General features: G+C 47.0%; 20 protein-coding genes. 13 read left to right on the forward strand and 7 right to left on the reverse strand.

The genetic code is table 11. The annotated features are described in order from the left end of the window. The first annotated feature begins 159 nt into the window (after positions 1-159). On the forward strand, positions 160-1,203 hold the full coding sequence (locus ACN4EK_RS00500; protein ID WP_431655359.1) for a C39 family peptidase: 1,044 nt from the start codon (positions 160-162) through the stop codon (positions 1,201-1,203). Positions 1,204-1,207: 4 nt separating this feature from the next. On the opposite strand, the gene ACN4EK_RS00505 is transcribed toward ACN4EK_RS00500, so the two are convergent. From ACN4EK_RS00505 to ACN4EK_RS00530, 6 genes are all read right to left on the reverse strand, one after another. Beyond that, positions 1,208-2,461 carry a two-component system response regulator gene (locus ACN4EK_RS00505; RefSeq protein ID WP_431655360.1) on the reverse strand — a complete coding sequence of 418 codons (1,254 nt, stop codon included), beginning with the start codon at positions 2,459-2,461 and terminating at the stop codon, positions 1,208-1,210. A 31-nt stretch (positions 2,462-2,492) separates the two neighbouring features. Continuing rightward, positions 2,493-2,933, reverse strand: coding sequence for a response regulator (locus ACN4EK_RS00510; protein ID WP_431655361.1), 441 nt, complete (start codon positions 2,931-2,933; stop codon positions 2,493-2,495). Positions 2,934-2,942: 9 nt separating this feature from the next. Then, positions 2,943-3,827 carry a diguanylate cyclase gene (locus ACN4EK_RS00515; protein WP_431655362.1) on the reverse strand — a complete coding sequence of 295 codons (885 nt, stop codon included), beginning with the start codon at positions 3,825-3,827 and terminating at the stop codon, positions 2,943-2,945. A 2-nt stretch (positions 3,828-3,829) separates the two neighbouring features. Next, entirely contained in the window at positions 3,830-5,851 is a 2,022-nt protein-coding gene (locus ACN4EK_RS00520) for a PAS domain S-box protein (RefSeq protein WP_431655363.1), read from the reverse strand. After that, positions 5,848-6,456: a cysteine hydrolase family protein gene (locus tag ACN4EK_RS00525; protein WP_431655364.1), complete on the reverse strand. Its 609-nt coding sequence runs from the start codon at positions 6,454-6,456 to the stop codon at positions 5,848-5,850. The genes ACN4EK_RS00520 and ACN4EK_RS00525 overlap by 4 nt, the downstream gene beginning before the upstream one ends. A gap of 61 nt (positions 6,457-6,517) precedes the next feature. Further along, positions 6,518-8,794, reverse strand: a complete 2,277-nt coding sequence (locus ACN4EK_RS00530; RefSeq protein WP_431655365.1) for a PAS domain S-box protein — start codon at positions 8,792-8,794, stop codon at positions 6,518-6,520. A gap of 639 nt (positions 8,795-9,433) precedes the next feature. On the opposite strand from ACN4EK_RS00530, the gene ACN4EK_RS00535 reads away from it, so the two are divergent. From ACN4EK_RS00535 to ACN4EK_RS00565, 7 genes are all read left to right on the forward strand, one after another. Continuing rightward, positions 9,434-11,737 (forward strand): sensor histidine kinase, encoded by a 2,304-nt coding sequence (locus ACN4EK_RS00535; RefSeq protein ID WP_431655366.1) that lies wholly within the window; start codon positions 9,434-9,436, stop codon positions 11,735-11,737. 614 nt (positions 11,738-12,351) lie between these two features. After that, entirely contained in the window at positions 12,352-13,779 is a 1,428-nt protein-coding gene (locus ACN4EK_RS00540; protein WP_431655367.1) for a calcium-binding protein, read from the forward strand. A gap of 408 nt (positions 13,780-14,187) precedes the next feature. After that, positions 14,188-15,834: an alpha-amylase family protein gene (locus tag ACN4EK_RS00545; protein WP_431655368.1), complete on the forward strand. Its 1,647-nt coding sequence runs from the start codon at positions 14,188-14,190 to the stop codon at positions 15,832-15,834. A 26-nt stretch (positions 15,835-15,860) separates the two neighbouring features. Continuing rightward, the gene (locus ACN4EK_RS00550) at positions 15,861-16,577 is read left to right on the forward strand and encodes a rhomboid family intramembrane serine protease (RefSeq protein WP_431655369.1); all 717 of its coding nucleotides are present in this window, start codon (positions 15,861-15,863) and stop codon (positions 16,575-16,577) included. A gap of 197 nt (positions 16,578-16,774) precedes the next feature. Beyond that, positions 16,775-17,551, forward strand: coding sequence for a superoxide dismutase (locus tag ACN4EK_RS00555; RefSeq protein WP_431655370.1), 777 nt, complete (start codon positions 16,775-16,777; stop codon positions 17,549-17,551). An 18-nt stretch (positions 17,552-17,569) separates the two neighbouring features. Beyond that, positions 17,570-18,907, forward strand: coding sequence for a ferredoxin reductase family protein (locus tag ACN4EK_RS00560; RefSeq protein ID WP_431655371.1), 1,338 nt, complete (start codon positions 17,570-17,572; stop codon positions 18,905-18,907). A 9-nt stretch (positions 18,908-18,916) separates the two neighbouring features. Then, on the forward strand, positions 18,917-19,072 hold the full coding sequence (locus tag ACN4EK_RS00565) for a hypothetical protein (protein ID WP_431655372.1): 156 nt from the start codon (positions 18,917-18,919) through the stop codon (positions 19,070-19,072). Here ACN4EK_RS00565 and ACN4EK_RS00570 read toward each other — a convergent pair. Next, entirely contained in the window at positions 19,062-19,451 is a 390-nt protein-coding gene (locus tag ACN4EK_RS00570; protein WP_431655373.1) for a hypothetical protein, read from the reverse strand. The two genes, ACN4EK_RS00565 and ACN4EK_RS00570, sit on opposite strands and share 11 nt — an antisense overlap. Positions 19,452-19,576: 125 nt before the next feature. Here ACN4EK_RS00570 and rppA point away from each other — a divergent pair, with 125 nt between their 5' ends. From rppA to ACN4EK_RS00595, 5 genes are all read left to right on the forward strand, one after another. Further along, a complete protein-coding gene (gene rppA / locus ACN4EK_RS00575) occupies positions 19,577-20,269 on the forward strand; it encodes a two-component system response regulator RppA (RefSeq protein ID WP_431655374.1) in 693 nt (230 codons plus the stop codon). Continuing rightward, positions 20,256-21,512: a sensor histidine kinase gene (locus ACN4EK_RS00580; protein ID WP_431655375.1), complete on the forward strand. Its 1,257-nt coding sequence runs from the start codon at positions 20,256-20,258 to the stop codon at positions 21,510-21,512. The genes rppA and ACN4EK_RS00580 overlap by 14 nt, the downstream gene beginning before the upstream one ends. Positions 21,513-21,644: 132 nt before the next feature. Next, positions 21,645-23,048, forward strand: coding sequence for a magnesium transporter (gene mgtE / locus ACN4EK_RS00585; protein ID WP_431655376.1), 1,404 nt, complete (start codon positions 21,645-21,647; stop codon positions 23,046-23,048). 93 nt (positions 23,049-23,141) lie between these two features. Further along, positions 23,142-23,918 carry a hypothetical protein gene (locus tag ACN4EK_RS00590; RefSeq protein ID WP_431655377.1) on the forward strand — a complete coding sequence of 259 codons (777 nt, stop codon included), beginning with the start codon at positions 23,142-23,144 and terminating at the stop codon, positions 23,916-23,918. A gap of 19 nt (positions 23,919-23,937) precedes the next feature. Then, positions 23,938-25,284, forward strand: a complete 1,347-nt coding sequence (locus ACN4EK_RS00595) for an APC family permease (protein WP_431655378.1) — start codon at positions 23,938-23,940, stop codon at positions 25,282-25,284.

The following is a 25,284-nucleotide window of genomic DNA, read 5'->3' on the forward strand; positions in this document are numbered from 1 at the left end:
ATTTATGATAGAGAGGCAAGGGATAGTTGGCGAACTACTATTATTTTCCAACCTAAAATCAAATTTAGCGCTCGATCGGAAATGATCATAAAATAACTGCAAGTTAGCCACTGGGATCATATTTGCTGACTGAACCAGTCAATCTCTTATACGAGGATCATGGCAATTCAACTCAGAGTCGTCCAAAACACAGTGTTTAAGCTCACTACTGAAAATGCTGCCCAACTACCTGCCAATAGTAAAGCCTCCGTTGCGGCGGGCAGAGTGTTTAATATTCACTCTTGGAAAGTGGTTGATCAAACTCATATTCGGGTGGCTCTAGTTGGAGATTTTTTAGGAGACCCACCCCGAAATACCTGGTGTGCCTATATTCCCCATATCCAACTGATTGAACCTGCCAGTTTAAGAACCATTCGCAATACCGTATTCAAGCAGTCCACGGCGGATTCATCTCAACTATCGGCTGAAGAGAAAGTGGCAGTGGCAGCAGGCAGAGTGTTTAATCTCCATTCCTGGGGAACAGCAGCCAATAACCATATCAAACTTGCCCTATCTTTAACTTCTTTAGGAAATCCCGCCCGGAATACCTGGTATGCCTTCACACCAGATATTCAATTTATTCAACGGCAAGCCCAGGTCGTTAATATCTCCTATACCCCACCGAATCCGGGTGGCTTACCCAGCACCAAACGGCTCAACGTCCCCTACAAGAGCCAACTGGATAATGTTTACAACCCAACGGGAGCGTGTAACGTCACTTCATTTGCAATGGTTATGGCATATTTCCAAATTCGGGGCAACACCAGTATTCGGCAATTAGAGGATGAACTGTATGTCTATATGGAAAACAATGGGTTAAGCCGTTGGGATCCATTGGATTTAGCGAAAATGTCTAGAGCCTACGGATTAGTCAATGATTTTACTATGTCAGCTAACCTGGCAGATATTCGTAAGGCGATCGCGGAAGGTCGCCCCTGTATCATTCATGGCTACTTCACTAGCTTCGGACATATTATAGTCGTGCGGGGATATGACCAATTTGGCTTCTTTGTAAATGACCCCTATGGTGAATGGACTTCATCCGGCTATCGCAATGATTTAACCGGAGAGAATTTACATTACTCTAATGCCCTGATTCAACGAAAATGCTCTCCAGAGGGAGAAAATTTTATTTGGTTACATCGGCTGGCAAAAGCTAATTGACCCGTTAGCTAATAGGCAGATGCTGGGCTAACAATAATTGCTCAAACGTTGTAGAAGGTACAGGAGGACTGAAAAAGTATCCCTGGGCAATGTTGCAATGATGCTGCTGAAGAAACTGCTTCTCTGCTTCTGTTTCAACGCCCTCCGCGACAATGTTTAAACTAAGACTATGGGCCATTTGAATAATTGCCTGAGTAATTGCTACTTTATCCGCATTTTGGTTGACATTTCCGATGAAACAGCGATCGATTTTGAGCGTATCAAACGGAAAGCGCTGGAGATAGCTTAACGAGGCATAGCCTGTACCAAAGTCATCGATCGCAAGCTGTACACCCATTTCCTTCAGTTCATGCGCCATCCGAATCGTCCCATCGGTATCATGCATAAACATACTTTCGGGCAATTCCAAACTTAAGCTTGTGGCATCTAAATGAGTCGCCGCGATCGCTTGGGCAACCTGTCTATAGGCTGTATTTTGCTTGAAGTGTCGGGTGGACAAATTCACTGAAACACTGAGTGGCAGTGAAAACCGACGTTGCCAAACTTGAATTTGAGAACAGGCAACGTGTAACACCCATTCCCCAATCAATTCAATTACGCCAGTCTCTTCCGCTAAGGGAATAAAGTTGGCGGGTAAAATCATGCCCTGGTGGGGGTGATGCCAGCGCAAAAGTGCCTCTGCCCCAACAATTTGTCCAGTTGTTAGATTAACAAAAGGCTGATAATAAACTTGTAACTCTCGATTATCTAATGCAAAGTAAATATCAGTTTGTAGGGCAGTTTGATCGGGGGAAGTGAGTCGCTGAACCGTTTGTCTCAGCGTAGCTTGCAACTTTTTACTGAGGTTATCGGCAATTTCTAAGGACTTGATTACTTGAGTTTCTTGCTGATGTTTATTGATTGCCATACGAATTGTGGCATTTAACTCTTTTTCTTTAAACGGTTTGAGGATATAGCCGTAGCAGCCCGTTTTTTCTGCTCGTTGTAAGGTTTCATCGTCGGCATAGGCAGTTAAGTAAATGACTGGAATGCCATAATCTTGATAAATTCGATTCGCTGCATCAATGCCATCCATCTCTCCTTTGATGACAATATCCATTAACACTAGATCAGGAACTTTTTCTATTGCCGCCAGGATAGCCGCTTCCCCCGAAGAAACAATATCAACTACGGTATGACCTAATTTGGTCAGCTTACGCGCTAGGCTCTGGGCAATCAATAGTTCATCTTCAACAATCAAAACCTGTGATGGACTCATAACTCACTCCTGCCCGTCAAGGCTCTAAAGTTTATTGGTAATCGTGATCTAATTCCAGATTGATGGGGCAATCTATCCCATCTTGTTCAGCGATGCATTGGTAATGCCCGATCGCTACCTGAATGGTTCCGTGTAGCTGTTCTTTTTTAAAAGGCTTAACCACAAATCCGTAGGCTCCTGTTTCTTTAGCCCGTTGCACTGTCCTCTCATCCGTATAAGCCGTAACATAAACGATCGGAATTTGATACTGGCTGCGAATGATTTGAGCCGCTTCAACCCCATTGATCTGACCTTTAATCACAATATCCATCAGGATTAAATCAGGCTGTTTCTCAGCCGCTACTTGAATTGCCTTTTCACCAGAAGACACAATATCAACCACGACATAGCCAAGCTTTTTGAGCATTCTAGCTAAGTTATGTGCGATTAATAGTTCATCTTCGACAATCAAAATCTGTACTGGTTCTATCATTTTAATCAGTTAATGGGCGATCGCCCGATTCCGCCCTTCATGCTTAGCTTGGTAGAGAGCTTGATCTGCCCGCTCTAAAATCGCATCAAAGTTATCATCATTGAGTTGATGCATGGTGACTCCGATACTGACACTGATCAAGAGATTCTGGGCTCGAATCTGAACAGGAGTTGAGGAAACTGCATGGATAATGCGCTGAGCAATGATTAACGCTGTTTCAGTATTCGTTTGAGGTAGTAAAGCTGCAAATTCCTCCCCGCCAATTCGTCCCAAATTATCAGTTCTCCTGAGAACATGCAGCACTGCTTGAGCCACCACTTTAATCACTTCATCACCAAAAGCGTGCCCATAGTGATCATTAATTTGCTTAAAGTGGTCAATATCAATCATCAGGACTGAGAAACTATCTTGGTATCGGAGGGCGCGATCGAATTCCTGAGTCGCTAGATCCATAAAATATCGACGATTGCCCACCCCCGTTAAAGCATCTGTGGTCGCTTGTTTCCAGGCTGCTGTAGCCGTTTGATGCTGACCGATCGCCATCTGAATCGTGGCATTCAACTGTTCTGCTTGATAGGGCTTCACAATAAACCCATAGCCACCATGTTCTTTAGCCTGACTGACGGTATTGTGATCAGCATAGGCAGTTAAGAACACAATGGGAATGTGATAGTTATTTTGAATCTGTTTAGCTGCTTCTATGCCATTGATTTCGCCTTTAATCACAATGTCCATTAGGATTAGATCAGGTCGTTGTTTGGCGGCAACTTGAATTGCTGCCTCGCCTGAAGAAACAATGTCAATAACGCTATATCCCAACCGCTTCAATGCTCTAGATAAGTTATTAGCAATCAGCAATTCATCTTCCACAATCAAAATATTGATGGTAGGCATAGTTAGAGTCTCTTGCAATAATTTAATTCCGAAAAAATTAAAGTAAATACAGCACCATGATCCTGAGTAACGCGAATCTCTCCTTCTAATTGTTGGGTTAACAGACAAATTAATTGGAATCCCATTGATTCTGTATTGCAAATATTGAAGTCTTGCGGTAATCCAATGCCATTATCTTTAACAGTAATGCTTAAACAGTGATCCAGTTTTTTTGCGCTTAGCCAGAGATGTTTATCTCGATCGTCTGGAAAGGCATGTTCAAACACATTAGAAACTAACTCACTAATGATTAATCCACAGGGAGTAATAGTTTCAATATTTAGTAGAATGGAGTCTAGATCAAAGTGTAAATTAACCGTTCCAGTGATCAAGTTAAATGATGCTTGTAACTGGTTGACTAACGTTTCAACATATTCACCTAAATTAATTTGAGCTAAGCTTTGAGACTGATACAACTTTTCATGGATCAGTGCCATCGATTGAATCCGACTCTGGCTTTCTCCAACCATCCTGATTAGGGCTGGATCGTCCATATAGTCTGTCTGCCATTCCAGCAAACTAGACACAACTAACAAATTATTTTTAACCCTGTGATGAATCTCTTTTAATAACACTTCTTTTTCATGTAATGAAGCCTGAATCTGTTCCTGCGCTTGTTGTAATTCATGTAAGGCAAACTCACGTTGACTCAGTTCAATCTGAAGTTGTTCATAGAGTTGAGATTGTTGAATCGCAAAACCAACTTGAATAACTAATTGCTGAAGTAGCTCTATTTCCCAGGGTTGCCATGTTCGTGGGGCTGAACAGTGCTGAACAATTAGCAACCCCCAGAGGTATTGAGCTTGCAGAATCGGGACAACCAGATTTGCTCGCACTTGAAATTGTGCCAGCATTCGCATATAACATTCGGGTAAATCAGCCCGATGAATATCACTAACGGCTTGAATCCGTCCTTGCTGATAGGGATTAAGGCAACGCTCTTGCATAAAGCAAGTATCAATAATGCGGCGACCTAGTAGGGAAGTCCAGGGGCTATCGATCGACTCAACAATGACCGTACCACTCAAATCAGGTTCCAATCGATACAGTAATACTCGATCGGTATGGAATAGCTGGCGGATTTCAGTTACGGTGGTATTCAAAATTTCATTTAGATTCAGCGATTGGCGAATTCGTTGGGCGATCGCACTTAACAACTGAGCCTGCTGAAATTGTAGTTGTACCGCCTCCTGGGCTTGCTGCCGTTCAGTTACATCATTCAGTGTGCCGGAAGTGCCAATTACGTTACCATCCACATCTAATAGTAGACGGGCAAACACCTCAATCCAGCAAAAGCCTCCCCTCTTTTTGAGGTAACGAATTTCGTGGCGGCAATACTCCTTCCGTCGGGCAATCAACGGTTGGAATCGGTCTAAATTAAGTTGACGATCGTCAGGATGCACAAAGTCTAAGAAACTTCTGCCTAAGCTCTCCTCTAGACTAAAGCCAGTAATTTCGCTCCAGGCTGGATTAAGAAATGTCCAAATCCCAGCAGCATCCGTTTGGAAAATCACTTCCTTGAGATTAGCAACGACTGAACGGTATTGCTCTTCACTCTGGCGCAGAGCAGTTTCCACTCGCTTACGCTCAGTAATATTGACTAACGATCCCAAGAGCCCCTGCTCCGATCTAACCCGAGCAGACAGTTCTAACCACACGATTTCCTGGGCTTTAGAACAGAACCGTAGCTCCTGACCTTTAATGGGCTGGGACTGCTCAAAGGGTGGAACTAGACCCGATAAGGCACGATCGTCAGGATATAAAAAGTGGTCGATCGTTAAACCTAAAGATTCCGTGATTTCATAGCCTAGATGCTCTACCCAAGCATGGTTGACAAAGGTTAAATATCCAGCAGCATTAGTTTCAAACACAATTTCATATAAATTTTCGACTAGCTCTCGGTAGCGTTGTTCTGATGCAGAAAGCTGTTCAATCAAGCGATATTGAATTTGAGTGTGCAATTCATGGTCTGAGTCTAAACTCATACTACTACCTGTAATGATGTGAGTAGCTGGTTAGAAGTGATGACATTAGCATAGAGCGGGAAGATGTTATTACAGTAAAAATCCTGTTCAAATACGGTGCGAGCTGAAGTGCAATCAGAAAGTATCGTGACTTTGTAGCCCAATTCATAGGCCGATCGCCCGGTGGAATCAATACAGATCGAAGTCACTGTTCCTGCCAGCACTATCTCTGTAATCCCTTGTTGCCGCAGGATAGTATCTAAATCGGTATTAGAAAAGGCATTCAACCCACGTTTGCCTGGAACTTCCACAATCCGATCGCCAAATTGCCGCAACTCTGGAATGGTTTCAGAACCATAGGTTCCTCGTTGGAAAGCTCCTACCGCTTTAATCGTTTGTAAGATGCCCACCGGTTCAATTAATTCACTATAGCTTGGCGTGAAAAAAATAGGTATAGAAATGATCGGAACTGAAGTTGATTGTAGTTGTTTGATTAAAGCGATCGTATTCGCTAAAATATTCGTGACTTTCGACGATACCTCAATTACCGAATGGAGAATACCATCTGGAGCAAAATAGTCATTTTGATAGCCAATTAAGAGCAGAGAAAGGTTGTTGGGATACATAAAAAGTTCTTCCAGGTAGATTACCGCCAAACCAGAGTTGGCTAATTTAGCAACAAAAACGTTAAATTCGATTGCAATAGTGCAGTTCTGTAAATGTCAGGCAGAAGGCTGTACCATGAGCGCGATCGATTTGAATTGAGCCTTCTAACTGCTGAGTTAATAAACAAACTAACTGTAGCCCTAACGATTCCGTATGACGGAAATCAAGCTCCGCAGGAAATCCGACCCCATTATCTTGAATGGTGATGGTGATCTGGCGCTGTTGATTTTGGGTAACTTTTAAGCAAACCGTTCCAGTTTTGTCTAAGGGAAAAGCATGTTCAAATACATTAGAGATCAACTCACTCACAATTAGCCCACAGGGGGTAGCCGTCTCGATATTTAGAAAGATTGGTTCCAGTTCAAATTGCAGATGTACCTGGTCATCATCTAAATCAAACGTAAAGAATAACTGTCTGGCTAGAGTTTCCAAATACTCACTAAAGTCAATTTTGGCAAGATTCTCAGAACGATAAAGTTTTTCATGAATCAGTGCCATCGATTGAATCCGAGTTTGGCTTTCTCCCAGCATTTTTAAGATGGCTGGATCATCCACGTAATCCGTTTGCCACTCTAGTAGGCTGGAGACAACTAACAAATTATTCTTAACGCGATGGTGGATTTCTTTCAGTAAAATCTCTTTCTCCTGTAATGAGGCTTTCAATTGCGCCTCTGATCGCTTGCGATCGCTGATATCGCGGCAGACACAAACCATTCTTCCTCCTTCAATCAGGGTAAGGGACACCTCTTCTGCAAAGGTTGAGCCATCCTGTCGTTTGGCGGTTGCTTCTCCCTGCCAGTGGCTATTCTGTCCCAAAGATGGAAACACCTTCTGTTGAAAGTAAACAATCTCCTCCGGGTAGTACAATTGCTGCCAGGTTTTACCTAACAACTCAGTCGGTTGCTCGTAGCCAAATAACTGCACATGCGCTGAGTTCAGGTAAACATAACGACCTGCTGCATCGAGAATCGCAATGCCATCGATCGCCGCTTCGATCGCCGCTAATTGTTGTTTGAGGAACTGTTCTACCTGCTGTCGCTCCGTAATATCGTTTTGAATTCCGACAAAATGGGTCAGGTTTCCTTGCAGGTCATAGATCGGAGAGATACTCAGTTCATTCCAGAATAACGTTCCGTCTTTTCGGTAGTTGCGTAGAACCACCGTATCGGCAGATCCGTGTTTTAACGCAGTCCGGAGTTTATGCAGTTCTGGCTGTTCCGTCTCCGGGCCTTGTAAAAATCGACAGTTATGCCCAATCACTTCGGTGGCAGTATAGCCTGTGATCTGTTCAAAGGCGGGATTAACATAAATGGTCGGGCTATCGGGTAAACGGGCATCCACAATCACAATGCCATTACGACTGCCTGCGATCGCCCGTTCCTGTAATCCTAATTTTTCCTGAATTTGCTTATAGTCAGTAATATCTTCAGCAATCCCCGCAATGCGGTAAATCTTCCCGGCAGAGTCACGAATGGGAAAGGCACGATCGTGAATCCAGCGAATCGAGCCATCCGGATGCATGATCCGATATTCCTCGTCATACTCACCACAACTCTGTTTAGGAAACGCTTGCAAGATGCGATCGCGATCCTCCGGATAGATGGCATTTAACCAACTGCGGGGGGAACGATAGACCTCGGCTAAGGACAAGCCCCAGATCCGCTCATAGGCTGGAGAGACATACAGCATCTGCTGTTTTTCCGGATCCGTCATCCAAAACACACTTTCGATGTTTTCGGTCAGTTGCTGAAAGTATTCCTGATGCTGGCAGAGGTCGATCAGGTTGGCTCGACAGTTTTGCCATGCCGATGTGGTTCGTTGGTGAGCATATTGCGCCTGCTGCAACGCTTGAGTTTGCTGTTTGACCTCCTGCTCTAACTGGCTAATCTGGTTTGTTAACCTCAGGTTAGTTGCCTGAAGTTGACGCAACTGAAGCTGGAGGTGAACTCGATGCAGCACCTTAGTCTGGCAGCAGGGTTTGGTAATCCAGTCAGCAATGGCATAGTCAACATCGGATTGGGGTTGCCCAGCCTCAGATTCCACCATTAAGAGGATAGGGATTGCTGGGGTTTGGCAGTCCTGAAGGAATGGAGATAAATCCCTGTTCTGCGGGATTGTTCGCTCATCTAGGAGAATTAAATCAGGCAGTGATGGGTGAATTAGCGCGATCGCACCATCCAAGTCAGAGGCGGCTAACACGGTGTAACCGGCTCGACTTAAACTGTCCTGTAGTGATTGCCGATGCTGAGGCTGACGATCAATCACTAAAATCGTAAACATATCTAACTGGGATAGCATGTAGCTTCCTACTCAACTCGATCAAAATAACGACTTAAGACGGATGCGCGGCTACCTTTAGACCGGTTAGTACCTCAGTGCCACTTGTTTAAGAGATAGTTGGAACAGTAGCCTGTTGTGGATTTAAGCACCTTTGAGGAAATAACTTTCTAGCAGGCGAGACATTTATCGCTCAATAGCATCGCTAGATCTAAGGTATATCTTCCCAACAGAGAAAGACTACTGTAAAAACTCGGTATGAGTTTGAGAAAGCCCTCAGTAACTTACGTTACGGGTATTTACCCTCAGCATCAGGGTAATTCAGTAGTTGCATAAGGCACACGATCGGGGGTTGGTTTGCCACCCTCCCTCCGGAGGAAAAATTTTATAATTCGTAATTCGCAATTTGTAATTCGCAAGACTGAGATCATTCGGGCTAGCAGGTTTTAAACTGGTGAAACCCCTATTGTTGGAAAATTCAGATTCATTTGTAGACAACCACCATTTGGCGATTCATCACCTTACGGAATCTTCAATTTACGGTGTGAATACAGAAGGAGTGTTGGCGAACCGATAGCCAGGGTGCCTATCTAATCAGAGCGTTGTACGGTCAGTGTTTGCGCTTTCACTTACCTAGATCCAGGTTATTAAAAAAAGATTATGTTCTCTGTCTCTCCTGTCCAAACCTTGCTCCGCGTATTACGGGGGAAGCCGTTGCTTCAGCGTCGCTCTCGTCGATGGGCATCCGTAGCATTGTTAGCCAGTAGTCTGATGATCGTGGGGGCAACCGCCGTCACCAGTTATTGGTTAGTTCGGCAAATCATTCTGGATAGTGTCAAGGCAAATGCGTTACTCACGGTCGAAAAGGCGGGAGACGACATTGATCAATGGTTAGCGACGCGGGTGGCAGAGGTAGAAACCCTGGCGAATCAGGTCGCGATCCGGTCGATGCATCTGGAAGCGGTGATTCCGTTTTTGTCCCTGGAAGCCGATCGCTTACCGGACTATCACTTTTTAATGTATGCCTATCCCGATGGCTCCCATTACCGCACCGATCGGGGGTTCGTCCGGGATCAAAAAATTCTCGATAGTCCCTACTTTAAAACTGCGATCGCTGGAGGCATCAGTATTTCGGGGCTAGTCCGTTCACCCGAAAATGAACTGCAACAGATCAGTATCGCCGCCCCCGTCTGGTCAGCCCCACCACTCCGCCGTCGCATCTCTCCCCAGCGAGCAGAGATCCGGGCAGAAAACCTTTATGCCTTTGGCTTACCCGATGATCCCTATCAGCCGCCGAAACCGATCGGGGCACTGGTGGGGGTAATTCCAATCAAACATATCGCTGATGTGGTTGCTAATGTCCCAAGAGTACCGGGAAGCTATGCCTTTGTTCTGGATAATCAGGGAATGCCGATCGCCCATCCCGACACCGATCACTCACCGCCAACGGGCAGCCTGCTGAACACAGACGATCCAATCTGGCAAAACATCTACCAAACCATGCTGCATTCCCAGCGCGGAGTACAACGGGTCAAGGTCGGGGAAAACTGGATGTATGTTGCCTATGTACCATTACAACGAGCCGATTGGTCACTGGCATTGGTGATTCCCAAGGATCAGGTAGAAAACCAATTAGATGCCTTGAATACGTTGGCGATCGTAGTAGCTGGGGTATTAGTGATTGCCGGAGTGATTGGCTTGCAACAAATCCGCTTGCTGGAAGAGTCGGAAGAGCGATCGACGGAACTGGCAGCAACCAATGCCAGATTACAACAAGAAGTGACAGAGCGCGAACGGGCAGAAGCCGCCTTACGGGAATCGCAGGCAGACCTGGAGAATCGCGTGGTAGCACGCACCGCCGAATTAGCGACCGCTAACCAAGTTTTACAAGCCTCAGAAACTCAACTGAAGCATCAGGCGCATCAATTAGCCCAAGCACTACAGGAATTGCAGCAGACCCAAGCCCAATTAGTGCAAACGGAAAAGATGTCCAGTTTAGGGCAATTAGTTGCCGGAATTGCTCACGAAATTAACAATCCGGTTAACTTTATTCATGCCAATCTGCCCTACGCCGAACAGTACATGCAAGACCTGATTCAATTGGTACGGGTGTATCAAGCTGCCTATCCCCATCCGGTGGCAGTGGTACAGGAAAAGGCTGAAGAAATTGAGGTGGAATTCCTGATTGAAGACTTAGCTAAATTAATTAATTCGATGCAAATTGGCACCGAGCGCATTCGTCAGTTGGTGCTATCCCTACGCAACTTCTCGCGACTGGATGAAGCCGACATGAAACAGGTGGATATTCATGACGGGCTGGATAACACCTTAATGATTTTGCAGAATCGCTTAAAACCTAAATCTGGGTCTGGCGGTATTCAAATTGTCAAGGAATACCACAATCCCCATCTGGTCAATTGTTACGCCGGACAACTGAATCAAGTATTCATGAATATTCTGGCGAATGCGATCGATGCGCTCGAATCCTCTCATGATGAGATCGCAGATTCAGCCTCAACAGAACGAGCGTTACAACCTGCGATCGCAGCGGTTGTCGGTAATGCAGATTCCCAACAAGCTGAACCACTCCATTCTGCTGTTCATCTGCCGACTGAGGCAACAGACCTTTGGCAACGGTCTCGTTTACTGACCACTCAACTCTCACCCACCATTTGGATTAAAACCATGACTCAGGAGGATGGTTGGGTGGAAATCCGGATTGCCGATAATGGTTCTGGGATGCCCGAAGCCGTTCGGCAGAAGGTCTTTGATCCCTTCTTCACGACGAAACCCGTGGGACAGGGGACAGGCTTAGGCATGTCGATCAGCTATCAGATTGTGGTGGAAAAGCATGGGGGACAATTACACTGTGAATCCACCCCCGGCAGTGGCACAGAATTCATCATTCGGATTCCCATTCACCAATCTGCGAATAAAGTGTTAGCGTCGGATGTGGCGCGATAAGCAACTCCAGTGTTTACAAAATTTTATTCGCTCTTCAAATAAAATAAGCAAGAATACTAGTATGGTTTCTTTTTAAGATCCTAGATTGAGTCCGATCGTCGCAACATTAAAAGAAGCTTTGTTTTGACATTAGGCACTTTCTACTGAGAGGGTATTTTAAAAGTCAAAATTGTTACGTGAACTGCCCCCCTAGCCTCCCAATTCTGGGAGGGAACCGGATTCAAAGTCCCCCAGAATATAGCCTGCGGCATCGTAGAAAGGGGGCTTAAAGCCCTACGGGCATACCAGAAAAGGGGCTGGTGTAATCACTTTGATACTTTTAAAACGTCCTCTGAAGGAAATGTCTCTAATTGGCTGTGGGTGACGCTACTTGCCCGATTCATGCTGAAAAATTAGGGGGCTTCCTTGCCTGGGGATTTCCTATATCCTTTCCACCTGGGTTCTCCCTGCATATCTTTTACCCATCATGAGATGTGCAAGGCAATTTAATGTCATCCTACTACATTAAATTTCTGTTTTGCTCCCTTGAACAGCAAGTAATCACCAGTGTCGATACTCATCTGTCATGAGTTTTAGATGAGCGAAATTGTGTGTATTTAAGCAGGAGAAAGTTTATGTACTTTAAATCCCAAGTATCAATCCATCCGTATGGTTTTGCTCCTGAACTAACCACTGAAACTAACCATTTTCGACATGCTAATTTGTTTGATGATCATTGCCATAACCTGGGGCGATCGAGTTCGCATAGAGTCATTCCAAATAACCGCCCGATCGCAGGGTACTCCCAAGCCGATTTAGGTGATTTATGGTGGCAGTATATTGAGACAATTCCTGTTAATCAACATTTTGCTGCCTTTGACGATACCACTGATCTCCGGGGTCGGCGTGGCTCCATTGAGAAAGCGTTGATCAATCAACCCCTCGATTCTGTGCTGTTAATTGGTGGAGCATTTGGAGATTTGCCTCAAGGCGTTGACGGAACCTATACCATCCATCGCACGATCGTACTGCCTCCAGGCACAACCACCCTTTTCTTCCCAATTTTGAATGCCAATGCTAGCAATCTGACGACAACGCCTGATGATATTGATGTCAACGATCCGTTTGTCAATGGCGGTCGGAATTATGCCCAATTGCGAGCCGCCGCCGCCTACTGGAGCAACCGACCCTCCGAAAATATGAATCAGCCCTATGAGCCATATCGGGGGACTGGAACCTCTGCTCTATTTGCCAGCATTGACGGCAAAACCGTTCAAGATCCTTACAACTATCGGCAACGCACCCAGAATCCGAATGGATATATTTCTTATCCAGTTGCCGGTGGCATCACTGAAATGATTCTCCTCTATCCACCTGATACCAGTTACCTGGCAAATCCCCAGGGTCAGGGAAAAGTGGCTACACAGAATTCCCATCGCTATAAGTCAGTGACCGAACTTGGTGGATATGGGCAGTTTGAATTCGGGCCCTTGTTTGCTGATGGCTACTGGTTAGGGGTCGAGTTGCGTCCAGGGGAACACACGCTCAACTTTGGTGGAACTTTTAGCCTGAAAGATGCAGAAGGAGCACTGACCCCTGCCTTTGACCTGAATATTACCTATAACATTCTCAATCCTATTGAGGGAAATCGGTGTGATAACAACCTGTACGGGACAACTCAAAATGACTACCTGAATGGCAAGGGTGGTCACGATCGCTTATTTGGTATGGCAGGAGATGATCTAGTGGTTGGCGGAAACGGTGCAGACTATTTGGATGGTGGAATTGGAAATGATGAACTGTGGGGCGATCAGGGAGCAGATACCTTTGTGTTTAAGCAAGGGTATGGGCAGGATATGATTTATGACTTTGAAGTGGGGGACAACGTTCAACTGGATATGCGAAGAGGCTACAGCATTACCCCTGTAGATGTGGAATTATCGAATCAGCAGTCAGGTGCAAAATTAGATTTCGGTGGAGGTGATACCTTAACTTTTGTTGGCATCAGAGCGGAGCAGTTAAAGATTGAAAACGGCTCCATCAGGTTAATTCCAGCTTGTTGAAGCTGCATTTACGATCGCGACTCCCAATAGATTATAAAGAGTCGGCATCAATAGCTGGCGATCGCAGATAGTCACTTGGTAACTGCGTCAAAATTTGCGATCGTCCAGTTGCTTGCCGTTGCCGTAAAGGCATGAAATTTAGTGTCAATCCTGTTCGCGATCGGGTGGGATTGAGAAAATTTAGCAGGCAATCTGTTTAAATCCTCCATCTGAAAGCACTATTGACAAAATTACGACTTTAGACAGATGCCAAAATGGATTTTGGGATTCTTATTAGGTTGCGATAGAGAACTTAACGATTTATGAGTCATTTTCAGGGATAAATCTGTCACTTTCCAGTCACATTTCATTCGCAAACTAAAAACAGGTCAGAAACGCATCCCTGGAAACCTCTAAACTTTAATCCTAATGTTAGATCTCTGGTACAAAAACGCCATTATTTACTGCATTGATGTCAAAACCTTCATGGATGGAGATAGAGATGGAATTGGTGATTTTGTTGGGCTAGCGCAGCGCATTGATTATCTGGCGAGTTTAGGCATCACCTGTATCTGGCTGATGCCGTTTTATCCATCTCCTCACAAAGACAACGGCTATGATGTGATGGACTACTACAACATCCATCCCCCGTTAGGCACACTGGGCGATTTTGTTGAATTTACCCGTCGAGCCGAGGAACGCGGAATTCGCATCATTATTGATCTAGTCGTAAACCATACGTCAGATCAACATCCCTGGTTTCAAGCGGCTTGCCAGGATCAGCACTCTAAATACTGGAACTATTATCTCTGGTCAAAGGAACAACCACCAGATTTGACCGAAGGGATGATGTTTCCCGGAATTCAGGAAACAACCTGGACCTATCATCCAGAGGCAGAAGCCTATTATGCCCATCGCTTCTATGACCATCAGGCAGATTTAAATATTACCAATCCTGAGGTGAGAGCCGAAATTCAGAAGATTATGGGCTTCTGGTTGGCATTAGGTGTATCTGGCTTCCGGATTGATGCCGCCCCTTATTTGATTGAATTGCGGCAAGCAGACAATCTCTTAGAAACTGTAGAGGATCCTTACATCTACATCGATGAACTACGAAATTTCCTCTCCTGGCGGCGGGGTGATGCCATCTTGCTAGCAGAAGCCAATGAAGCTCCGGCGGAGTTATCCAAATACTTTGGTGGGGGCGATCGTATGCAAATGTTGTTTAACTTCTGGGGCAATCAACATCTGTTTCTGGCACTCGCTCAGGAGCAAGCCATGCCATTGATCCAGGCATTCCACCAATTACCACCTGTATCCATAACCGGACAATGGGCGAATTTTATTCGGAACCATGACGAACTTACCTTAGATCGCCTTTCTGCCACGCAGCGAGACGAAATTGCCACTGCCTTTGCCCCCGATCAAGAACAGATGTGGATTTTCGATCGGGGGATTCGCCGCCGCTTTGCTCCGATGGTGAATGGGGAAGCTGAACGCCTGCGACTGGTCTATAGCTTGCTGCTGACCCTACCCGGTACCCCCGTGATTAACTATGGGGAGGAGTTGGGGATGGGCGATGATTTATCGCTGGAAGAGCGCAGCCCTGCCCGTACCCCAATGCAATGGTCAAATGCCGTGAATGGCGGGTTTTCTTCAGCAGATCCCGATCGCGTGATCTTACCTGTGATCTCAGACGGTGAATATGGTTATCATCATCTAAATGTAAATATTCAACGCCGCAACCCAGAATCACTATTGAATTGGATGAAGCAAGCCATTCGGTTACGAAAAGAATGTCCAGAATTTGGTTGGGGCAATTGGCAGATTCTAGAACTAAATCATCCCAGTGTGATTGCCCATCGCTGTGAGTGGCAAGGTGAAGTAGTCATGGCAGTCCATAACCTGGCTAAGACAGCCTGTAGGGTAACGTTGGCATTGCCAGATGATGTTGGCAAATGTTTGATAGATTTGTTTGCAGATCAACCTGATCAGACGATCGCGGGGGCAGAGCATAAACTGGAGCTAGGCGGCTACGGCTATCGTTGGTTTCGTATGGGTGATGTACCCGGTTAACCAGTTTTACGTAAGGAAAAAATACTGTGGTTCCTCTGCATGATAATAACCCTACTCGTATCACTCCCTATGTCAATTATGTATTAATTGGCATCAATATTTTTATTTTTCTGTATGAGATTAGCCTCTCGGCTCCGCAGCTACAGCAGTTTGTGGAAGCCTATGCCATTGTGCCCAATCAGCTCACTACCAGTTTCCAGAGTGGAGATCTGGGGCAAATTCTGCCGCAAGCCTTGACGCTGATTACCTCCCAGTTTCTGCATGGCGGTTTTTTGCATCTGATCGGCAACATGTTGTTTCTGTGGGTGTTTGGCAACAATATTGAAGATAAATTAGGGCATGTCAAATTTCTCATTTTCTATCTGCTGTGTGGGATATTAGCCGCCTTAGCTCAGTGGTTTTTCTCGATGGACTCCACCGTACCCATGCTGGGAGCCAGTGGCGCGATCGCGGGAGTCCTTGGAGCTTACATTCTGCGCTTTCCGAAAGCTAGAATCTTAACGTTGGTTCCGATCGGCTTTTTTATCACCACCTTCAGAATTCCTGCCATTTTCTTTTTAGGCTTTTGGTTTGTTCAACAAGCCCTCTATAGTGTGGCTAGTCTGCAAGTCCGCAGCAACGTGGGGATGGAAGGAGGCGGTGTTGCCTACTGGGCACATGCGGGGGGGTTTGTGTTTGGGGCACTGCTCGCACCGATGTTTGGTTTATTTTCATCGGAAGACCCCCGACCCTCCAGATTCTAAGCAATGGGAATCGAGATTGGGTAGAGGCGGGTTTTGCGGTTAAATTCATTGCAACGTCCAGCTTGGTCTGCTAAACCCACCCGTATAGGGTGCGGATTTATTGAATCTACAATCCTAAGTGTCACTTTTGAATCATATTTGTTGTCAATAGTGGATCTATATCGGCTGTATTTACCACTATGAAGGCAAGGATGGTAATGAAAAAGTTTTTACAACGCCCTATTCGCTTTTTAGTCACTGGGATGGCACTGGTAGTCTTGCTAATTGCCTGCCAAACCAGTCCCCAAGCGCAGTCTCCGGCACCCACCACGGCTCAACCAGCGGCGGTTGCCTCGCCAGAGGGCGAACTGAGTGCAAATCCGGCACAACTGCCACCCCTACCCTACGAATATGGGGCATTGGCACAGGCGATCGATGCGGAAACGATGAAACTGCACCACGATCGCCATCATGCTACCTATGTCGAAAATTTGAATGAAGCCCTGAAGGAACAGTCCGACTTACGCAATCGCAGTGTAGAGGCGTTGCTGCGTGACCTGAATAGTGTGCCCGAAGGCATTCGGACAACGGTACAGAACAATGCTGGTGGACATCTCAACCACACGATCTTCTGGCAAATTATGAGTCCCAATGGCGGTGGACAACCTACAGGCGAAATTGCTCAGGCAATCAATCAGAACTTTGGTAGTTTCGACAACTTTAGAAAGCAATTTAACGAAGCGGGGGGCGATCGCTTTGGTAGTGGTTGGGTCTGGTTAGTGCGGAATGCCCAGGGACAACTGCAAATTACCACAACCGCCAATCAGGACAGCCCGATCATGGAGGGCAACTTCCCGATTATGGGGAATGATGTCTGGGAACATGCCTACTACCTGCGCTATCAGAATCGACGGGCAGAGTACCTGAACAACTGGTGGAATGTCGTGAATTGGCAAGAGGTCAATCGTCGTTGGCAACTAGCCTCTCAACAATAATCGTGCAGGAGTCTGATCATGAGACGGTTGTTAATGCATAGCCCGATCGCGGTTGCAGCACTGTGGATTATCGCCTATTTATTGCTCACCTTATTTCCCCTACTCGTCCTGCTTCTGCATCCTGCCCCCTCTGGTCGGGATTTCTGGACTGAGTTCTCCGTCGCCCTGGGCTTTATTGGGCTGGCAATGATGGCGTTGCAATTTATTTTGACGGCGCGGGTGAATCGCATTGAAGCATCCTATGGAATTGATATTCTGCTGCAATTCCATCGCTACACCTCCCTGGCCGCCTTTGCGATGGTGTTAGGTCATCCAATTATTTTGTTTATCGTTCAGCCAGAAACTCGCCAATTGCTCAACTTTCCCCAGGCTCCGCTCCGGGCACAAATGGCAGTGTTAGGGACATTAGCATTTCTAGCAATGGTGATTACAACCATCTGGCGGAAGCAACTGAAGATTCCCTACGAACCCTGGCGGGCTTCGCATACCATCCTGGCGGTGTTAGCGGTGGGGTTGGGGTTTGGTCATGCGATCGGCGTTGGCAACTATCTAGGACTCTTCTGGAAAACCATCCTCTGGTCAGGTATCATGCTGATCTCGCTGTGGTTAATCATTTACGTCCGGTTAGTCAAACCCTGGTTAATGACCAAGAAGCCCTATGTGGTGGAAGAAGTGATTGCCCAGCGGGGAGATGTCTGGACATTGGCACTGCGTCCTCTGGGGCATGATGGCTTTACGTTCCAACCCGGTCAGTTTGCCTGGTTGACGCTGAACATTACTCCACTGAGTATGCGAGAACATCCATTTTCCATGTCTTCCAGTGGCGATCGCGCCGATCGCATTGAGTTTGGCATTAAAGCGATCGGCGACTTTACCAAACGGATTAAGGATTATCAACCTGGAACTAAAGCCTATTTAGACGGTCCTTATGGCGTGTTTACCATCGATCGCTATTGGGATAGTGCGGGATTTGTGCTAATTGCTGGGGGCGTTGGCATTACTCCCATCTTCAGCATTTTACTCACGGCGGCAGAGCGGCACGACGATCGACCATTTCTATTAATTTACTCGGCGGCATCCTGGGACGATATCACCTACCGGGAGCGATTAGAATCCTTAAAGGAAAACCTGGATTTGACGATCGTCTATGTGTTACGCAAAGGTCATGACGACTGGACAGGGGAAACGGGCTATGTTGATCAAGCCCTCCTGGAGAAATATATTCCTTTACATCGGGGGAGCCGCCAGTATTTCATCTGTGCTGCCCCCGTAATGATGGATGCCGTGGAACGGGCATTATTTGAACTGGAGGTGCCAGTGACCAATGTCCACATGGAACACTTTAATTTGGCATAGGGGAAATGTATGCGCTACAGTATCATGCTGCAATTAGTGACCGGGACAACGCTGATTCTGCTTGCCGCCGCCGCTCTGTTTGCCTGGATTCAAAATCGTTCGGAACCGATCGAGGTACGTCGCGAGACTATCTCCGATCGACGGCTGCTGCTGGTCAGTCTTTAATCCGATAGCTGACAATTTTCCTCACGGTATCAGGAGACATTCTAAGTTCCTGGGCGAGGGCAGCTTCTACCTGACTGGTTTGAGTGGTGGGAAACTCGTACTCCAACTTTTTCAAGGTTGAGTCCGCCGTTTTGATTAAGATCGTAGTGACATCTCGTTTACGATCGATCTTTGCATTAATCGCCAGGATTGTCACTGATAGCTTAACATCCAACTGAGTTTCGGTTTGCAGCGTATGAATCGAGTCATAGGGACGGCTCAAGACCTGCACTGCCATCGCGTTGCCAACCACCCAAAATATCATGGCAATGAAGGGGAGCGGTAACCAGAATTCCCACCCAGTGCGGTGGAGCAGTTTGAGCACACGTAAAGAGGTCATAGGTCAGGATCAGGTTAGGATAACGGGATACCAGTCATCTTAGTTGGCAACAGCCATGTTCAAATCCGACCTATGATGGATGCTGGGATCAAGTTATCTCTTTAATATCCATGTGTGCAGGATGGATGATGATAGCTATGCGGATTCTGCTGGTAGAAGACGATGTTAACCAACTAGAACCTTTACAGGTAGCGCTTTCCCAAGCCGGGCATATTGTAGATGGGGTGAAAGATGGTGCGATCGCTCAGTGGATTTTATCGCAACGAGAATATGATTTACTGATTCTCGATTGGCTGCTACCCCAAATTAGTGGACTGAATTTGTGTCAACAATATCGTCGTTTGGGCAAAACAGCCCCAGTCTTAATGTTGACCGCTAAAGATTCCACGGCGGATAAGATTAATGGCTTAGATGCGGGAGCCGATGATTATCTGGTCAAGCCAGCGGATGTGTTTGAACTGCTGGCACGCGTGCGGGCTTTAGGACGACGATCGCCGCTCTGGCAGGGGGATACCCTCCAGGTTGAGGATCTGATCCTGCATTTACCCACACTTACCTTAGAGCGGGAGGGACAAAACCTACAATTATCCACCCGAGAATTTCAATTGTTAGAATATTTAATGCGTCACCCCCGGCAGGTGCTGTCTCGCAACCAGATTGAACAAGCGTTATGGGAATGGGGTAGTGAACCAGAAAGTAATGCGATTACGGCTTTAGTTCGACGGTTGCGCCAACGGTTACAGGCGGTGGGTGTATTTAATTGGTTAGAAACGGTTTATGGCATGGGATATCGCTTGAATCCAGATGTTCAATCGTAGCCGTCGCACTCTGGCTCGCTGGTTCATGCTGTCTATGGGCAGTATTTTGGTGCTGTTTGCTGGGGTGATTTATTATCAACGGGTGGTGGATCGGTTGGAAGAAAGCGATCGCCTGCTCTACCGAAAAGCCCGAGTTATGGTTGCCAATATTGACTATCGCAATCGGCAAGGTCAGGATGAAATTGACCTGAGCTATGTGCCCGTATTGGGCAATTATTCTCCGCCGACGGATAGCAATATCATCTATGCTCGCTGGTATTCCAACCAAGGGGAATTGCAGCAATTCTATGGAGCGCAGCCATCTGACCAAATCCAAGCGACGGCTGCCTTTGAAACGCTGCAAGTGGATAATCTGTGGCAACGGCAATTGACCCTGCCCGTTGAGCAAAACGGACACACGATCGGCTACCTGCAAATTGCCATTCCGTTAACCGAAGCTCAGGAAACCATCCGAGATCTGCTGACAGTCATGGTAATCGCGGTGCCCCTGACGTTAGGGGTGATTAGTCTGGCGGGTTGGTTTCTCAGTGAACTGGCAATGCGACCGATTCGGAGTGCCTACTTGCAATTACAACGGTTTACGTCCGATGCCTCCCATGAATTACGGGCACCGTTAGCGGCAATTCTCAGTAATGCTCAGGTCGGTTTACTAAGTCCCGTTAACGAGGGTCAACCCAAACATGCCCGATTAGAGAAAATTGTGGCAACTGCCAAATCGATGAATCAGATTGTGACGGATCTGTTGTTTTTGGCAAGGCAATCAGGACGACTCAGTCCTCACTCGATGCCATCCGTGAATGTGAATGATTTGTTGAAAGATGCGATCGCCACTCCATCCATCCAAGCCTTTATCCAGCATGTGACGTTGCATGTAGAAATACCTGACGCACCCCTTGTCATTCAGGCAAATCCCGATTTATTGCGGCAAGCTATCACCAATCTACTCACCAATGCGGGTAAATATACCTTGAACGAGGGAACGGTTTGGGTGCGGTTAATTCATCAGTATCACCATTGTTTAATTCAGGTCGAAGATACGGGGATTGGCATTCCCGAGTCCGATTTACCCTATATTTTTGATCGATTTTATCGGGTGAATCAGGAACGAACCCGCGAAACCGGGGGGGCAGGTTTAGGGCTAGCGATCGCGCAGCAAATCGTAGAAGCGCAGAGTGGTCGATTAACCGTCAGTAGCCAGGTGGGCAAAGGCTCGTTGTTTCAAATTGAGCTACCGCTACTGTAAAAATTACTTATAAAAATACTCAATGAGTTTTCGTTCTTGACAAAGAATTTGTCATCGGGATGTCACCTGTTTGTCATTTTCACGTCACATTGTCCACTAACGCTAAAAATTGGCGTATAGAGGTGACCCACCATGAATCCACCTGAACAGTCTTCAGCGTTTACTAGAGGTCAAGCCGGTTCGCAGCAGGAGTATGTACTATGGCTCCAAGAGCAATTGCAAACCCTGTTAGAACACGAAGATTTAGATGCGGCAAAGGCTTTGTTAATTCCAGCCCATCCGGCGGATATTGCGGATGCGATCGAAACTCTACCGAATACCATGCAGGCGATCGCCTTTCGGTTATTGTCAAAAGATGAGGCGATCGAAGTTTATGAATATCTCGATCGCTCAGTACAACAGGCATTACTGGAAGACTTTAAACAACCAGAATTCTTAGAAATCGTCGATCGCATGTCACCGGACGATCGGGTGCGATTGTTTGATGAACTCCCGGCTAAAGTGGTGCGGCGGTTATTTCAACAACTGACTCCAGAGGAACGGGATGCAACTGCCCTGCTGCTGGGGTTTCAGCCCAACACGGCTGGACGATTAATGACTCCCGAATATCTATCTCTCAAGGAAGAGCAGACAGTGCAGCAATCATTAGAAAAAATTCGGCGGTTAGCCCATCAGGTAGAAACAATTTCCTATTTATATGTCACGGATCGCGATCGTCATCTGACCGGAACCCTATCGCTACGGGAATTAGTCGTGGCACCACCTGAGCAAACGATCAGCAGTATTATGCAGCGAGAGGTGCTGTTCGTGAATACAGACACCGATCAGGAGGAAGCTGCCCGATTGATTCAGCAATACGATTTTGTGGCATTACCTGTCGTAGATCGAGAGCAACGATTGGTCGGCATTATCACGGTGGATGATGTCCTGGATATTTTAGAACAGGAAACCACAGAAGATATCTATGCCATGGGAGGCTTACAGGCCGGTAAAGATGACTATTTTCAGTCCAATCTGTTTACAGTGGCTCGCAAGCGGGTGACATGGCTATTGGTTTTACTGATAACCAACACATTAACCAGCGCGGTCATTCGGAGTCAGGAAGATGTGTTAGAAGAAGTGGTGACTTTAGCCGCCTTCATTCCCCTCCTGATTGACGCGGGGGGCAATGTGGGGGCACAGTCGTCAACGGTTGTGATTCGGGGGCTGAATGTTGAAGAACCTCGGATGAAACAAGCCCTGTGGGTAGTACGGCGGGAGGCGATCGCGGGTCTGCTGTTGGGCGGCATGTTAGGCGTGGTCGTGTTTGTCTGGGCAACGGTGCTGCAAGGAGATCCCTTAGTCGCCAGTTCGGTTGGGATCAGTCTGTTTGCCATCTCTATTCTGGCATCGATCGCGGGAGCCTCTCTACCCTTTCTATTTCGGAGTTGGGGATTAGATCCGGCATTAATGTCAGCCCCCTTTATCACCACTGCTGTGGATGTTTTAGGGGTCTTGATTTACCTCAATGTTGCCAGAAACATTTTGCAGTTGTAGGAGTTCATCCCGACTGTCACTTTCCCGTCACATTTGCCAGGGACTCTAAGAATAGATTCTAGTTATTGCACTATTTCTAATAGGTTCTTGGCAATGAATACTGCACGCATTAAGCAGCTTGTTTTCGTTTCTGGTCTTGTTAGTGTATTCCTTTTAGGTGGGCGATCGGCACAGGCCGAATCATCGCCAATCCCAGACGAATACGCCACTTCCCCAGACGTTATTTTGGAGACTCAACCGCTGGTTGCCCCCGAACAGGCATTTGATCAGGAGATCACGCCACCAATTGAGGTCGTTCCGGCTCCTGGAACAGTTGAAACTTCGGCGGCTAGTTTACAGCCAGAGATGTTAACGGCTCAAACCGAGATTCCCGCTCCGGCAACCACTCCGGATCCGATCGAGACTACGCCTGGAACAACCCCAGTCCCACCAGAAACAACTTCGCCGGTTATCTCCCCCGGTCGGGCAACCCAATCTGGGCCCAGTTACGTTGGTGTCGGTGGCAATATTGGCTTCGGTGGCCGTACCGACCTGGGCAGAGGCAGCTTTACAGCCTTTAGTAAAATTGGCCTAACAAATAACTTATCGGCCCGTCCAGCCGTTATGGCTTGGCGACGACCCGCTGTTCTTCTCCCTGTCACCGTGGATTTTCCCCTGGGTTCTGTAGTGGATGGACGGCTTAGTGCTGCACCTTACATTGGGGGTGGCATTGTCATCTCTACGGGTAGAGATAGTGTGGTGCGAGCGTTGCTCACTGGTGGAGTGGATGTCCCGTTAAATGAACAGTTCACTGCCAATGCCGGGGTCAACGTTGGCTTCTTTGGCAAAACGGAAGTGGGTTTACGACTAGGTGTCGGCTACAACTTCTAGTCGTTAATCAGGTATGGCTGTGAACAAATTAGAAAACGCTGCATTACTGGAACGTCACTCTCCTCTAACGGCGGCTCCAAAACCGTCTCTAGCGTTAGTCGATGCGATCGCGTTAATTGTGGGACTCGTCATCGGGGCTGGGATCTTTGAGACACCTGCTCTGGTCGCCGGGAATACAGGCACAGTGAATGGGGTGCTTCTAGTTTGGCTAATCGGTGGTGTCGTGTCATTACTGGGGGCACTCTGCTATGCCGAACTGGCAACCACCTACCCCCATGTGGGTGGTAACTACTATTACCTCAAACGGGCATTTGGACAACCGATCGCTGTCCTATTTGCCTGGGCCCGCATGACCGTGATTCAAACTGGCTCGATCGCCCTACTAGCCTTTGTGTTGGGTGACTATGCCTCCCAACTGGTTTCGTTGGGCAGTTACTCAACCTCTATCTATGCCGTCGGGGCGATCGTGCTATTGACCGCCTTGAATATCATTGGATTACACCAGAGCAAGCGACTGCAAAACTGGCTAGCTGTAGCGTTAATCCTGGGCTTAGGACTGGTGATTTGCATTGGACTGATCTTTGCGCCACCAGCGACAACCACTCCGGTAACACCATCCACGACTACGCCTGCCTGGGGCATGGCACTGGTCTTCGTGCTGTTATCGTATGGAGGTTGGAATGAAGCGGCTTACATCTCGGCAGAAATCCATCATCCACGCCGAAATATTGTGCGATCGCTGCTGTGGAGCATTGGCATTATTACCGGACTGTATTTATTGATTAACCTGGCATATCTGCGAGGCTTAGGCATAGCCGACATGGCAGGTTCCCAAGCAGTGGCAGCCGATTTACTACGCCGCTCTTTGGGAGAACTGGGCGCTGGTTTAGTCAGCTTACTTGTGGTAGTTGCCACCTTAGGCTCGATCAATGCCACGATTCTAACCGGAGCCCGCACTAACTTTGCCTTAGGGCAAGATATCTCGCCATTTCGCTGGTTGGGACGCTGGCAACCCCATCCCAGCTCACCGACCACCGCTTATTTAGTACAAGGGGCGATCGCCCTGATTCTGATTGGGTTAGGCACATTCACCCGTAAGGGATTTGAAACCATGGTGGACTATACTGCACCCACTTTCTGGTTCTTTTTTCTGCTCAGTACGCTGTCACTGATCATCTTGCGGTGGCGGGAACCCTTTCGACTGCGCCCCTTTCGAGTTCCTCTTTACCCGATCGTACCCATCCTGTTTTGTGCAACTTGCGGCTACTTACTCTACTCCAGCTTAGTGTACACAGGCATCGGAGCCACTGTTGGAGTCATTGTGGTTTTACTCGGTCTACCATTTGTTCGTCGCACTAGTCATTAA

The sequence above is a fragment of the Pantanalinema rosaneae CENA516 genome, from assembly GCF_050753385.1.
In the GTDB taxonomy this organism is placed as follows: Bacteria; Cyanobacteriota; Cyanobacteriia; order Leptolyngbyales; family Leptolyngbyaceae; genus Pantanalinema; species Pantanalinema rosaneae.